This window comes from Deefgea rivuli DSM 18356 (genome assembly GCF_000620145.1).
Taxonomy (GTDB): Bacteria; Pseudomonadota; Gammaproteobacteria; order Burkholderiales; family Chitinibacteraceae; genus Deefgea; species Deefgea rivuli.
On sequence record NZ_JHVM01000023.1, the window covers coordinates 1 to 13,818 of the forward strand.

Annotated in this window: 11 protein-coding genes and 1 pseudogene; 8 read left to right on the plus strand and 4 right to left on the minus strand. The window is 48.5% G+C overall.

Features of this window, described 5'->3' with window-relative positions; all coding sequences use genetic code 11:
* The 5 genes from Q320_RS19375 to Q320_RS0109785 all read left to right on the plus strand — a co-directional run.
* On the plus strand, positions 1 to 1,236 hold a 1,236-nt coding region (locus Q320_RS19375), incomplete at its 5' end, for a DUF2345 domain-containing protein (protein ID WP_027468842.1).
* The gene (locus Q320_RS0109770; RefSeq protein WP_027468843.1) at positions 1,233 to 2,243 is read left to right on the plus strand and encodes a DUF2515 family protein; all 1,011 of its coding nucleotides are present in this window, start codon (positions 1,233 to 1,235) and stop codon (positions 2,241 to 2,243) included. The genes Q320_RS19375 and Q320_RS0109770, both read left to right, overlap by 4 nt.
* Positions 2,243 to 3,130, plus strand: coding sequence for a hypothetical protein (locus Q320_RS0109775; protein WP_027468844.1), 888 nt, complete (start codon positions 2,243 to 2,245; stop codon positions 3,128 to 3,130). The genes Q320_RS0109770 and Q320_RS0109775 overlap by 1 nt, the downstream gene beginning before the upstream one ends.
* A 71-nt stretch (positions 3,131 to 3,201) precedes the next feature.
* The gene (locus tag Q320_RS0109780; protein WP_027468845.1) at positions 3,202 to 3,594 is read left to right on the plus strand and encodes a hypothetical protein; all 393 of its coding nucleotides are present in this window, start codon (positions 3,202 to 3,204) and stop codon (positions 3,592 to 3,594) included.
* Positions 3,595 to 4,120: 526 nt separating this feature from the next.
* Complete coding sequence (locus Q320_RS0109785) at positions 4,121 to 4,360, plus strand: helix-turn-helix domain-containing protein (protein WP_211251217.1); 240 nt, start codon at positions 4,121 to 4,123, stop codon at positions 4,358 to 4,360.
* An 85-nt stretch (positions 4,361 to 4,445) separates the two neighbouring features.
* Here Q320_RS0109785 and Q320_RS0109790 read toward each other — a convergent pair whose 3' ends face one another.
* The gene (locus Q320_RS0109790; protein WP_027468847.1) at positions 4,446 to 5,693 is read right to left on the minus strand and encodes a tyrosine-type recombinase/integrase; all 1,248 of its coding nucleotides are present in this window, start codon (positions 5,691 to 5,693) and stop codon (positions 4,446 to 4,448) included.
* 336 nt (positions 5,694 to 6,029) lie between these two features.
* Between Q320_RS0109790 and Q320_RS0109795 the strand changes: the two are divergent.
* Positions 6,030 to 6,345 (plus strand): annotated as a pseudogene (locus tag Q320_RS0109795) (IS5/IS1182 family transposase); the annotation flags it as partial.
* A 265-nt stretch (positions 6,346 to 6,610) separates the two neighbouring features.
* Here the strand turns inward: Q320_RS0109795 and ccoG are convergent.
* From ccoG to Q320_RS0109810, 3 genes are read right to left on the minus strand one after another with little or no spacing between them, the layout of a single operon-like run.
* A complete protein-coding gene (gene ccoG, locus Q320_RS0109800; protein ID WP_027468849.1) occupies positions 6,611 to 8,044 on the minus strand; it encodes a cytochrome c oxidase accessory protein CcoG in 1,434 nt (477 codons plus the stop codon).
* 41 nt (positions 8,045 to 8,085) lie between these two features.
* Positions 8,086 to 8,625, minus strand: coding sequence for a DUF934 domain-containing protein (locus Q320_RS0109805; protein ID WP_027468850.1), 540 nt, complete (start codon positions 8,623 to 8,625; stop codon positions 8,086 to 8,088).
* The gene (locus Q320_RS0109810) at positions 8,622 to 10,280 is read right to left on the minus strand and encodes a nitrite/sulfite reductase (RefSeq protein ID WP_027468851.1); all 1,659 of its coding nucleotides are present in this window, start codon (positions 10,278 to 10,280) and stop codon (positions 8,622 to 8,624) included. The genes Q320_RS0109805 and Q320_RS0109810 overlap by 4 nt, the downstream gene beginning before the upstream one ends.
* A gap of 142 nt (positions 10,281 to 10,422) precedes the next feature.
* On the opposite strand from Q320_RS0109810, the gene Q320_RS0109815 reads away from it, so the two are divergent.
* Complete coding sequence (locus tag Q320_RS0109815) at positions 10,423 to 11,838, plus strand: aminotransferase-like domain-containing protein (RefSeq protein WP_027468852.1); 1,416 nt, start codon at positions 10,423 to 10,425, stop codon at positions 11,836 to 11,838.
* 268 nt (positions 11,839 to 12,106) lie between these two features.
* A partial coding sequence (locus Q320_RS0109820) for a type VI secretion system Vgr family protein (RefSeq protein WP_027468853.1) occupies positions 12,107 to 13,818 on the plus strand: 1,712 nt, incomplete at its 3' end.

Here is a 13,818-nt window from a genome sequence, read left to right on the forward strand (position 1 = left end):
GGCGCGCTGCCAGCGAACAAAGCACTGTCGGGCATCAAAACCAAAGAACATGCCGGCGGCCAATATGGCGAACTGTTGTTCGACGACAGCACTGGCCAAGTTCGCACCAAACTCAGCAGCGAACACGCCAAAACCCAGCTCAACCTCGGCTACTTAATTCACCCTCGTTCTAATGGCAAAGGCGATCCACGTGGTGAAGGTTTCGAGCTACGCACCGACCAACAAGGCGCAATCCGCGCTGGCAAAGGCTTGCTACTGACGACCGAAGCGAAAAGTGGCGCGAGCGGCCAGCAACTCGACTGCAACCCCGTCAACAGCCAACTCGAAGCCGCATTTGAATTGGCAAACAGCCTCGGCGAAGTCGCCACCAAACAGCTCGCCGACAGCATCGAAACGGGCGATAAAGATCAAACGATCAAGCCGGATAATTCAAAAGGAGACAAGAGCAAAACCGGCCATTTGCATCACCACGTTCACGCCGCGAAAAGCTGGAGCGCGGGTAGCAATACCGATACCGATGGAAAAACCACGTCCGAAGATCAAGCAGGCCAGCAACAACTATTGCTGATCCACGGCCAAGACGGCCTAGCGCTGACCACGCCAAATAGCCTTACCCACGCCGCAGGCACGAATATTGATCAAATCGCGCAGCGCGACCACAACCAAACGACGGGCAGGCGCTGGATTCACAATGTTGGGCAACACATCAGCCTGTTTGTGAGCGGCGTGAAAGACAGCATCGCGCTCAAGTTGATTGCGGCCAAAGGCAAGATTCAGATGCAGGCGCAGAGTGATGATGTTGAGATCACCGCAGATAAAAACGTCAAAATCACGGCAATCAAAGGCAAAGTAGAAATTAATGCGGGCGATGAAATATTGATGGGCAGTGGCGGTGGCTACATTCGCATGAAGGGTGGCAATATCGAAATTCATTGCCCAAGTGAAATTAGCATTAAAGGCGCAAAGCATGAGCTGAGTGGGCCTGCGAGTTTGGGTGTGGATCTACAAGGCTATCCTAGTTCGGATCCGTATGACGAACAGTTCGGCGTTAAAAGCCCTGATGGAAAAATACTTAAGCAGCTCCCTTATCTGCTTAGTGGAGCGGCTGGTGTCATTAAGGGCGCAACTGGGCTCGATGGAAAAGCTCGTCGTGTTCATTCCCCAGCAGAACAGCCTCTGAAGTTTGAATTGCGTTGGAATGAATTTGAAGATCATGAACCAGAGGCTAAGCAATGAGTGAGAATCTAACAAAAACTAGCCCAACTAATACTAAGTATGGTTCGGTGTGCTGTGTAGATGCAGGTTGTGACACGATGTGGTCGCTTGCTCAGCAATTTGCTTATACCCGGCTAGCGACATCTATGCACGGTAAATTGTATTTGCCAACAAGGAGCTCCACGGTTGATTATGGGCAGCGTGCCCGAACTATTGCAGCAACCTATGCTCGCTTTTATTTAGAACTGGAAGAGCACGGCGACCCCAAGAAAAAAGGTCGTTACTACTGGATGGCACTAGGAGCATTTGCCAGTAAAACAGTGGCATGTACGCTGGATGATTTTCGTGTCGACTACGGTAAATTTGTCTCGGAAAATAAATACTTTGATCCTGGCTATGTGCGAGATGGGCTAGGCAAAGGTAATTTCTGGTTATTTCAAGACATTGCCGCAACGCATTGGTATTACAGCTATAGCCCTGGTAGTTTCGATATGTGTTTACCGACGCGTGGAGAAAATGGTTGTCATGATGCGGTACTGGCTATTTTAAAAAGACTTCCGTGGAGTGCCGAAGCATTACCGCCGTTGCAGAATTTAAAAAGCTCAGGATTTATTAAAGCCGGATTCGATTTAGTTAAGAAAATAGAAACTGAAAAGCAAAAAGATAAACGTCAAGAAAAACAGTTCGAACATTTGATGCAAATCGCTCAACATGAGCAAAAGGTCGTGCTGCAACCTTTAATCTATAAAGATGCTAAATTTGCAGGTTGGATCAATGCCCAGCGTGGATTGCTTCGCTGGATATCTCCTGCGCTAGAGTTGGTATTTACCCATGCCTGCAAGATTGGGGATAATGCTCTCAAATCAGTAGCCCCTGAAGATACGGTTTTAGAAAATTATGAGAGCAGGATGAAGTGGATTAAAGGAGCCGCGGTTTCATTTCACGACCTGATGAAAAAAAGAACAGAGTTTATGGAGGGTGAGATCAGCACAATGGCAGCGTGGTGTGATGCTCAGGAAACCAAGTAATGCGCCGATACATTTGGAGCTTTGTAGCTCTTTCATTACTAAGCGCATTGGTTTATGCCTTCTTAAAAAAACCATTTTTGGATAAAAAAGTGCCAATTCTAGATCAAATTTCAATTCAAATCGGTGAATCAGCTGCCGCATTTACTAATCGCTATCCTTTTACTCAAATTCAAAAACAACCAGCGGGGTTGAATTTTTATAAAATTGATCCAGATGATGAACAGCCAAAACGCAAAGTCATGCTACAAGTTAAGCATGGTTCGCATAGTTTTGATGTGTCGAGCGTCTTATCTATTTCGGGAACAGAAGATTTAGACTTTCCTAGAGAAGGACTTTCTGATTTCGATATTTCAGCGAGCATTCCCCCTGCCAACAACGTCATGCATGACGATGCAAGAAAATACTTTTTGAATTTGCTTAAGGTAATTCAAACCGCAGGTTGGCAGCGCGTCATTTATAGTGCGGATGCTAGGTTAATAGCAAAGGACGCGTTTAACGAAACATTAAAAGATAGCTCGTTTGCGGGCAACCTTTCCGTAGATTACCAGCCAACTTTGGCTGAGTGGATGGGATTAAAAGAAATGACTCGCTGGCGATTTTATGCAGATGGGGTTTACCTGTCAGTGTATTTCTTTCGTGATGCAGATCATTTAGATTTGGCAAAGCCTGGCGCTTACTTGCTCAGCCTAACATTCAGCAATGCGGAGTCTAATTTTCGCAGTAATTTCGAACAAAAAGATTGGCCGCGTGCACGGGAGCTTTGGCCTGAATTGGCTAAAGAGTTCCAAGCTGATCGAAAGAAAGCGGAAGCCAAAGCACAAGCGGCAGGGCTAAAAATTGATACGACTTATCAAGATCCGCCAATGCCACCTGTTCAGCGCCCATAATGGATTGAACCGCGACGAAAGCCAGTGCTTATCGCCGCGCACCTTTTATTGACAACATCTAAAACTTACCTATGCCAAGCAGCGCTTCAGTTCAATCCATTCAGTTACAAGAAGGAATGAAGATAATCTTTACCCAAGATAACCCGATTACTTTGTTGGCTATGTTTGGTTTGATGACTTTTGCGTCAGCTTCACTTGGGCATAGGCCAGTAGTATGTCTGCAGTTTTTGCCTGGCCTAGATATGCGTTTAACCCGCGCAGAGCCCATTGTTAATGATTTATCTGTTCTTCACCACGCCTGGCACAACATTAGCAATGCTTTGCTTGCGTGGTTTGAGCAAGCGCCAGCCCAAGCTGTTGGATTGATTAGTAGTGATGGTTATGAGCTGGAGTTATTTCAATCGTCAGAACCCAGAGACGAAGTTGTTATTTTTTCTCGTACGTGGGATCTACCGTATTCGTGAGTCCGCATGGCAACACAAATACAACTTGAACATCTCGTTCGATATTAGTATTCCTCAAAAGAATAGAGACCATAAGCTATGTAACGCCTGCAGTTTCAGCTCGTTCCGATTAAATAGTGGGTTAAACCCATGAGTGAATAGATATATTGGGATGTCGGCTTTGGCCGAGCTGCTGACGCTTCGCGAAATAGTTTCAAGGTCTGCAATTGTAGTCATTTCAGGCGTTCAATTAACCGAAAATGCTTTTACCTCCAAATGTTGCGCTCAACTCATCACAACACCCTCTAGTAAGTATTATCAGTTGAGTGCCCCGTGTTTTTGAATTGTTTATAGCCAAATTCGAGGCCACATCCGCTGCTTGCCGCAGATCTAAATTGATTTATTCATAACACCTGCCTTAAAATCAAGCTTCACAGAAGGCCAATTTGATTTAATTTGAATTTTAATTGACCCTCAAAAGATCAATCCGACTGTTTTATACTCATTTTTTGCAGTATTGTTATCTACAGGAGGATATTATGACTCTATGGAGCAGCAAATGGTTAAGTGCCACTTATCAAAAATCATGGGTGAACGCCGCTTAAAAATAAGTGATCTTGCGCGCGACACTGGTTTAAATCGAGGAACACTCACGCGGCTCTATCACGAGTCAGCAGAGCGAATTGAGTTGAATGTTGTTGACGCGCTTTGCACTTACTTTGGCTGTGGTGTTGCGGAGCTTTTTGAGCACATACCCAATTCTGTTGAAAAGCCAAAAAATCAATAGACCTGTCAAAAAAGAGTCTTTACTCTGAGTTTGCTTAGATATTTTTCTTGGCAAAAATAAAGAGTAGCTTTGGCGTCGATTTTTTTTATGCTCGTTTCAGAACATGTACATTGTTGCCATTATTGGTTTGACTGATTTGTTTGCCAGTCACATGATCTGACCAAGCCTGCATCATCGGACGGCGCTGCTCTAATAAATCAGTGCGGTGATATGCGGCCTCGGTTTTATTCGCAACACTGTGTGCTAATGCGCGCTCTGCAAAATCACGCGGGTATTCGTTTTCGCTTGCCCAGTCTCGGAATGATGATCTAAATCCGTGTGCCGTTGCAACTCGATTGGCCGTGCCACTCACTGCTTCATGACGGCGCAAAAATGATGTTAGTGCCATATCAGATAGCTCTCCACCACGCGGAGCAGGAAATACCAAAAATGCATGTCTGCCTTTCTGCCTCTCAATGATCGCTAAAGCACGATCTGATAAAGGCACACGGTGAATCTGCTTCATTTTCATTCGTGCAGCAGGAATGGTCCAAACGCCAGCGACCAAATCAATCTCATCCCACGTCATTCCCCGTGCCTCGCCCGAACGACAGGCGACCAATATTAAAAACTCAAGTAAAGGCCGAGTTGAGTCATAGCGTTGAGCTGCCATTATTTTACTAGTGACAAATTCAGGAATAAGACGCCAAGGCATCGCGGGAAAATGCTCCGTTCGGCTAGCTTTACCTTCTTGCTTGGGTAATAAGTGATTCACAACGTCGACAGGATTCGCGGTGCAATACCCATGCGCCCAAGCCCAACTCATCACTGCACTCATGCGTTGTTTTACGCGACTTGCCGTTTCGGCCTTTTCAATCCAGATCGGCCGCAATACATCAGCAATATGCTTAGGTGTTAACTCGCCAACAGGAGTCGAACCCAAGTCCGTAAACACATACATGATTAGGCTGTTAATCCAATCATTTGCATGCTTTGCATTACGCCAGCTAGGTGATAAATCAGCATGAAGAGCACGCGCAGCCTGCTCGAATGAAGGCATGGCGCTTTTGATCTTTTCCGCCTCTTTTCTGTGATCGAGTGGATCAATACCTTGAGTAAGAAGCTCACGAGCTGATTGCGCTAACTTACTCGCCTCCAAAATGGAAACATCAGGATAAGTGCCAAACCCTATCACACGGCGTTTTCCAGTTGTTGGACTCGTAAAACGTAACTCCCAATATCCTATGCCTTTATTCTTACTGGCCACCAAACTTAAACCCGATACGCCACCATGAGCTAGCGTTTTATCAGTGGGCTTAATACTTCGTGCCTTTGTATCGGTAATGATCGCCATTTTTTCCCACCATTTTTCCCACCACTAGACGTGGCTTGTAGTGAATCTTAGTGAGACAATAATAGCAGATAACCAAACCCAACTATATGTTTTATATGGAATATAAAATTCATTATGATACATAGCGCTACACTATAATGGCAGACCCTCTCTCCGCCAAGACCAAATGTGAAAGCCCTGATTATTCAGGGCTTTTTTTTTTTTGGCATCGAGTGCGCCATTTGATGGTGGTCTTACTTGGTGCTTATGGTCGATAGCTCCTTATTTTTATGTAGAAGTGTTTTGTCCGTGCCAGGATCGGCTCGCTAAGGAAGGGAAAATTCCTGCTGTATCGTGCTTATTGCCGATACCGCGTATGGTTCTGCGCCGATGTTAGTCTAGCTAGTCAAGGAAAGACAAATTGAACTACGAACTACACATTCCTGTGATGGATAAAACGACTCGCAAAGATGGTGCATTGTCACGCGATGATTTTGAATGGGACGAGGCAGCAGGTGAATATCGTTGCCCTGCAGGTAATCAATTGCGCATTCAGTGGCGCGATTACAAAATGCCACGTTCACGTGTGACGAGTGCGGGTAGCATTATTTATCGTTCGCGCACAACCGACTGCGCCACTTGCTCGATGAAAGAAAAGCGCGGTCCCAACACGATTGTTGTGTAAAATCGCTCACAGCATTTATGAAGATGCTGCGTGTACACGTAAAATTGCTACCAGACCAGACCAGACCAGACCAGACCAGACCAGACCAGACCAGACCAGACCAGACCAGACCAGATATATTACGTTGTGAGCGAACAAAATATGCGTCGATTGGCTAAGTTAAGCGTGCTCGGTACGCCGAGCAAGAGGCTTGGTACGTACGTTTCATCAAAAGCAACAAAAATAGTCTCCATCAACGCTTACACAGAATGATTTATGGAGCAAAAAAGGTAGCGACTTCTGAGATTTTTACGCTTGGATCATCCTGCGCTGTAATTTCAAAGCGAATCTGATTCGCACCGGGTTTTGCATTTTTCGGCGTGGTTTTTACGCGTACAACAAACTCGCGGCTGGCGGTACTGGCTAAGCTTAATGGCTCATTTTGATCGATCTCGATGGCCAGCCCCGGCAAACCATTCACGCTCAGCGTAAAGCTACGCGCTTGCTCAGCGGTGCTTTGCAGGCGGATACGATAGACATTTTCCAGCTCGCCACTCGGTAATTCACGCACCAAGGTATTGCGTTCACGGGCGATTTCGGCTTTGAGTGGCTGATGCAGATAGAGTGAATACGAACTCGCGCCAATCACCAGAATAAGCACTACACCGAATAAACTCACTTGCGGACGAAGCAATTTTTTCCACCAGCTAGATGGCTGCTCAGGATGCTCTAGTGCGTTGGCCGTGGTGTAGCGAATCAGGCCAGGTGGATAGCCAACTTTGTCCATCACTTGATCGCAAGCATCAATGCAAGCGGTACAGCCTATGCATTCATATTGCAGCCCATCGCGAATATCAATCCCGACCGGGCAAACTTGTACGCACATCGTGCAGGAAATGCATTCACCTAAACCTTTCGCTTGATAATCACTGCCGATTGCACGCTGGCCACGCGGCTCGCCACGCTGGCGGTCGTAACTGATGATCAAGGTGTCTTTATCAAACATCGTGCTTTGAAAGCGCGAATAAGGGCACATATGCAGGCAAACTTGTTCGCGTAACCAGCCAGCATTGCCATAAGTGGCCAGAGCATAAAACAAAATCCAGAATGTATCCCAAGGCCCGATGCTCCACTGAGCAAGATTGCTACGTAATTCGGCCAGCGGCGTAAAGTAGGCCACAAAAGTAAAGCCAGTCCAGAGCGATAAGGCCAGCCAAATGCTATGTTTTAGCGTTTTAACGCCGACTTTATGCCATGACAGGGGCGCTTGATCGAGTTTGATCCGCGCTGCGCGATCGCCCTCGGTCCATTTTTCGATCCAGAGAAAGATTTGTGTATAAACCGTTTGTGGACAGGAATAGCCACACCAAAGCCGTCCACCAATCGCGGTCCAGACAAATAAACCAAAGGCAGAAACCAGCAGCAGCGCCATTAAATAAACAAAATCTTGCGGCAGAAAAACCAGACCAAAAATATAAAATTTACTCTGCACCAAATCAAATAGCAGCGCTTGTCGCCCATTGATTTCTAGCCACGGCACCGCATAAAAAAACAGTTGAGTGACCAAGACAAAGAAAATCCGCCAGTTATTAAAGTAACCCGTGATCCAGCGTGGATAGATTTTTTTATGTCCATGAAAATGGATGGTTTGCACATCACTATTTTGATGTGCAGAGGTTTTAGGCGATGGATTAGCTTGAGCTGGCATATGGTGTCTTTTAAAGTGAAATGGTGGGATGCTAGCTTCGCTTAGGGTTCCCACATCTCGTCGATAGGCTGGAGCGGGTCGACTGTCCGTTTGCGAAATAGCGGAACAGGATCATCGACCGCGCCTTGATATTTCACATTGAAAGCGCTAAAGCCATTGAGCGCTTGTTCGATGTTTTTGTCGGCTCGCAGCATAAAACTATCAAAACCGCAGCGTTGCATATAAAACAGCTGGTCTTGCAATACGTCACCCACCGCACGCAATTCCCCTTGATAGCCATAACGGCTACGCAGTAAGTAAGCCATGCTGTAGCCGCGGCCATCGCGAAAACTGGGAAAATCAACCGCCAATACAGGCAGCGTTTTGAGCGCGGTTATATGGGCTTGAAAATCATCATTGGGCGCGAAGAAAACGCCAACTGTGTCGAGAGTGGGAGTGCCCGCTGTCGTCAGCCAATATGGGAAAGACACGATACGAGGCTGATTGATAAGGGCTTCAGTGGGCGTGTCATCACGGATAAGTTGCCATTGATCATTTTCGATTACGGCAACGCCATTGCGGATACGAATGATTTTGTTCATGCGGCAACCTGCGGATAGATGGCGGATTTAAATGGCGCAATCCCAATGCGGCTCAGCGTTTCAATAAAGAGCTCGCCTTGAATGCGTTGCTGGCAGTACACCTGAATGATTTGTTCTATGACTAGAGGCACTTGCTCGGCATGAAAAGAAGGCCCAATGACTTTACCAATGCTGGCCGCCAAGCCTTGCTGCCCACCTAGCGTGATTTGGTAAAATTCTTCGCCATTTTTATCCACGCCTAATATGCCAATATTGCCCAAATGATGATGGGCACAGGCATTGACACAGCCGCTGAGATTCAGGCTAATTTCACCCAAATCATGCAGGTAATCGAGATCGTCAAATTGAGCTTGGATGGCTTGCGCAACAGGAATCGAACGCGCATTGGCGAGTGAGCAAAAATCACCCCCCGGACAGGCGATGATATCGCTGAGTAAGCCAATATTCGCCGTCGCCAGCCCGTGCGCATCCGCTTCTTGCCAGAGCGAAAATAAATCTTTCTGCTGCACATCGGGTAGCACCACATTTTGCTCGTGGCTAATTCGCGCTTCGTTAAAACCGTAGCGTCGGCTCCATTGCGCCATCATGCGTAATTGGGCCGCGGTGACATCGCCAGGCGGCGCACTGATGCCGGGTTTGGTTGAAAGTGTAACGCTGACGAAGCCTGCGACTTTATGCGGGTGAACATTGCGGCGTAGCCACTGAGCAAAACGCGGTGCTTGTGCCATCTGCGCAGAAAAATCCACTTCTTTAACGGCGGCGTAGGCAGGCGGATTAAAAAAGCGGGCGATTCGGCGATATTCGGCGCTAGTGAGCGTGGCGGGGCCATCGCGCAATTGTTGCCATTCCTCTTCCACTTCCGCTGCAAATTGTTCTGCGCCGAGCGCCTGCACCAAGATTTTTATCCGTGCTTTGTACTTATTATCGCGGCGACCATGGCGATTAAAGACGCGCAAAATGGCTTCGACATAGGTGATTAAATGCCGCCAAGGCAAAGCTTCACGGATGATTTTTCCGATGATGGGCGTTCGCCCCAAGCCGCCGCCGGCCAAGATTCGTAATTGCACAAACCCCGCCGCATCGCGATACAGTTGAATGCCAATATCATGTGCGCGAACGACGGCTCGGTCGGCCAGCGCGCCGCTCATCGCGATTTTGAATTTGCGTGGTAAAAAAGCAAATTCTGGATTGAATGTGGACCATTGACGCAAAATTTCAGCCAGCGGCCTTGGGTCGAGGATTTCGTCTGCGGCTACGCCAGCAAACACATCGGTCGAAATATTGCGAATGCAATTGCCTGAGGTTTGAATCGCATGCATTTCAACTTGGGCGAGTTGCGCCAAAATATCTGGCGTATCTTTCAGATCAATCCAGTTAAATTGAATATTTTGGCGCGTGGTGAAATGGCCGTAGCCTTTATCCCAACGCTCAGCAATATCGGCCAATGTTTCGAGCTGGGTATCCGATAGCGTGCCATAGGGTATAGCCACACGTAGCATATGCGCATGGCGCTGTAGGTAAATACCGTTCTGTAGTCGCAATGGTAAGAATTCTTCATCCGATAAGTCGCCGGATAAAAATCGTGCAACTTGGTCGCGATATTGCGCGATGCGCTCGGCGAGTAATTGGTGGTCATATTGGTCGTAACTGTACATTGCAGCACCTTCTTAGTCGGGGCGAATTTTCAAATACGGTGGCGATCAGTATGGGATACTGCGAATAAGCAGAACAGAATCAGAAAATGAATATAAAACCAGATCAGATGGCATTGTTGCTTCTGACGTCGGAGCCGTGGAAATGAAACGCTATGAAGCACTGGCCGAGTTAATTGCCGCTGATATTCGCAATGGTACTTTGCCACCGGGCACCAAATTACCTTCGGTGCGCAAACTCCGCTTGCAGCATCAAGTCAGCCCATCAACGATTTTTGAGGCTTACCGCCGCCTGGAAGATCGTGGTTTGGTGCGGGCACGTGAGCGCTCTGGATTTTTTGTTTTAGGTACGGGCACATTACTTGAGCCCAAGACGAGCATGGTGTTGGCACAACCTGCACAAGTCGATATCAGCCAATTGGTTTTTTCTATTTTGGGCGCGGTCCAAGATCGTAATGTGCTGCCTTTGGGCTCGGCGTTTCCTTCGCCGAAATTATTCCCTTTGCCACGTCTGGCCAAATCGCTGGCCAGCAGCGCACGCTATATCGATCCATGGGAAACGGTAGCCAGCCTGCCACCGGGGCATTTGGCATTGCGCCAGCAAATTGCGTTGCGCTATTTGGGCATGGGGATGCCACAGCCGCCTGAAAACATCATTATTACCAATGGCGCGCTCGAAGCGCTGAATCTGTGTTTGGCAGCGGTTGCCCAGCCCGGCGATTTAATTGCGATTGAATCGCCCGGGTTTTATGCCGCGCTACAGGCGATTGAGCGACTGAAAATGAAAGCGCTCGAAATCCCTGTGCATGCCAAAGACGGCTTGGATTTAGATGCCTTAGAGGCTTTGTTGGCACAGCATCCGGTGAAGGCGTGTTGGTTGATGACGTCGTTTCAAAATCCGATGGGCGCCAGTATGAGCGAGGAGAAAAAACAGCGTTTGGTTGCGATGTTAACTCAGCGTCAAATCCCCTTGATTGAAGACGATGTGTATGGGGAACTGTATTTTGGCAATCGGCAACCCTTGCCTGCCAAAGCGTTTGATCAAGAAGGCTGGGTGATGCATTGCAGCTCGTTTTCTAAATGTCTCGCGCCGGGCTATCGGATTGGTTGGGTGTCGCCGGGGCGATTTGGGAAGCAGATTGAGCAGTTAAAGCTTATGACAACCTTGTCGGCCAGCGTACCCGCGCAAGTGGCGATTGCCGATTATTTACAAACGGGTGCTTATGATAAGCATTTACGCAAATTGCGACACACGCTTGAGTCGCAACTGACCTTGATGAATGAAGCAATTTTGCGCTATTTTCCAGCCGAGGTCAGAGTGTCTCGGCCACAAGGTGGTTATTTTGTTTGGGTGGAGTTTCCCGAAGGCTTTGACACTTTGCGCTTACATCGCGAAGCGGTTGAATTGGGAATCAGCATCGCACCCGGGCCTATTTTTTCCGCTAGTCGGCAATACCATCATTGCATTCGCCTCAATTATGGGGGCAATTGGGACGGCTATTATGATAAAGCATTGCAACAATTGGGCGCTTTAATTCAACTGCAACTGAGTGGCTGCTAAGCCGAGCCGCTCAGGCACGGTACTACAAATGATGAAAGCCGCAACCTGATGGTTTGCGGTCTTTCATATTTCAAGCTTCGGCAATGACAGATCGGCCAAAGCAGACTTTTAGCTACGTATTGAAAATCAACTGAGGCTCACAAACTACTTGGCACATATTTCTTATGGTTTTAATTTTGTGTGTTGTGAAATAAATCACAGTCAATTTAAAAAGCAAATCGTCATTTTGCCGTAATATGCTGCATTTCTCGTAAGCTATTGATTCAAAATGAACCTCAGTGATCTGCTTGCCTCCTTTGCCTCTGCTTTCAATCAAGAAACGCGTTTAATCTCGCTGCAAGTCGGCGACGGTGCGGCTTGGGGCGAGCAACTTTTGCCGCAGTCGGTAACGGGGCGCGAGGGGGTGAATCAGGCTTATCGCTATCAAATCGATTGCCTGTCGCCTGCCAACGACATCGAGCTGAAATCCTTGCTCGGCTTGCCCATTGTGCTGACCGTGGCAGATGCCAATGGCGACGCGATTGAGCGTTGTGGCGTCGTATCGCAAGCGCAAATGCTGGGCGCGGATGGCGGTTTTGCCAAGTATCAACTCATCGTCGAGCCGCCGTTTGCATTGCTGCGCCATCGGCGAACTTCACGCGTGTTTCAGGATTTGTCCGTTCCCGATATCGTCAAGCAAGTGCTGGGCGAGCATCAGGCGAATAATTCGGTATTTGCCGCAGTGCAAACGCTGGATTTCAAGCTGACTGGCGAGCATTTACCGCGTTCGTACTGCCTGCAATACCGCGAATCGGACTACGATTTTCTCGTGCGTTTGATGCACGAAGAAGGCCTCGCTTGGCGCTTTGCACATTTACCTGCTGATTCCCCGCAAGTGCAATTAGTGGTTTTTGACGACGCTTTTGCCATCCCCGAAGCCAGCGATAGCCAAGTGCGTTTTCATCGCGCCGATGCGACCGAAGAATCCGATGCGCTGACGCAATGGACGAGCCAACGCCAAGTCGGCAGCAACCGCGTATCGCTGGCGAGCTTTGATTACAAAGCGGTCAACACGCAGCACAGCGGCGATGACAGCGCGGTGGATCAAGGTGACGGCGGGCAGCAAATCCAAAGCAGCTTTGAAGATTACGATCCGCAAGGCCTCTACTATGCGGGCGATACCGAGCAACTCAGTCGCTATGCGCAGCTGCGCCAGCAAGCACACGACGGACAAAAAAAATCCTTCACTGGCAGCGGCACATTGCGCAGCTTGCAAGCGGGGCAATGGTTCCGACTCGAAGACCATCCCGCGCACGAATGGGATAGTGCAGAAGCGCGCGAGTTTGCGATTACCGAGCTGAACTTTGTTGCCAACAACAATCTGCCGCACGATTTAACGCAGCAACTCTTACAAGTGGCACCGAGTTTATTGGGCTCGGCAACTTCAGCTTCTGGCACATTAGGCACGAAAAATACACCTATCCCGTATCAGTCTGAATTCACCGCGCAGCGACGTGGCCAGCCCATTACCCCTGCTTTTAATTTAAACGGTACCGATAGCGAACAACTCGCCAAGCCCAAATCACGCGGCGTACAAACGGCGACGGTGGTCGGCACAGGCGGCGATGCCGATGAAGTTCACACCGACGAACTCGGTCGCATTAAAGTGCAGTTCCACTGGCAGCGCCAAAGCGAACATGCCAGCTTCGGCGCAAATCTTGACGATAAATCTTCCTGCTGGATCCGCGTCGCCTATCCAAGCGCAGGCGCAGGCTGGGGTCATCAATTCATTCCGCGCGTTGGCCAAGAAGTGCTGGTCGACTTCATCGAAGGCGATATTGACCGCCCGATTGTTACGGGCGTCGTCTACAACGGCAGCCACCCGACGCCAACGTTTAGCGGCGCAGGCGCGCTGCCAGCGAACAAAGCACTGTCGGGCATCAAAACCAAAGAACATGCCGGCGGCCAATATGGCGAACTGTTGTTCGACGACAGCACTGG

What these genes read in the sequence shown, in the direction of transcription:
- Q320_RS0109775 (WP_027468844.1), top strand. Translation starts at nt 2,243, where the DNA reads ATGCGCCGATACATTTGGAGCTTTGTAGCTCTTTCATTACTAAGCGCA.
- Q320_RS0109780 (WP_027468845.1), top strand. Translation starts at nt 3,202, where the DNA reads ATGCCAAGCAGCGCTTCAGTTCAATCCATTCAGTTACAAGAAGGAATG.
- Q320_RS0109810 (WP_027468851.1), bottom strand. Translation starts at nt 10,280, where the DNA reads ATGTACAGTTACGACCAATATGACCACCAATTACTCGCCGAGCGCATC.
- Q320_RS0109785 (WP_211251217.1), top strand. Translation starts at nt 4,121, where the DNA reads ATGGAGCAGCAAATGGTTAAGTGCCACTTATCAAAAATCATGGGTGAA.
- Q320_RS0109805 (WP_027468850.1), bottom strand. Translation starts at nt 8,625, where the DNA reads ATGAACAAAATCATTCGTATCCGCAATGGCGTTGCCGTAATCGAAAAT.
- Q320_RS0109815 (WP_027468852.1), top strand. Translation starts at nt 10,423, where the DNA reads ATGAAACGCTATGAAGCACTGGCCGAGTTAATTGCCGCTGATATTCGC.
- Q320_RS0109770 (WP_027468843.1), top strand. Translation starts at nt 1,233, where the DNA reads ATGAGTGAGAATCTAACAAAAACTAGCCCAACTAATACTAAGTATGGT.
- ccoG (WP_027468849.1), bottom strand. Translation starts at nt 8,044, where the DNA reads ATGCCAGCTCAAGCTAATCCATCGCCTAAAACCTCTGCACATCAAAAT.
- Q320_RS0109790 (WP_027468847.1), bottom strand. Translation starts at nt 5,693, where the DNA reads ATGGCGATCATTACCGATACAAAGGCACGAAGTATTAAGCCCACTGAT.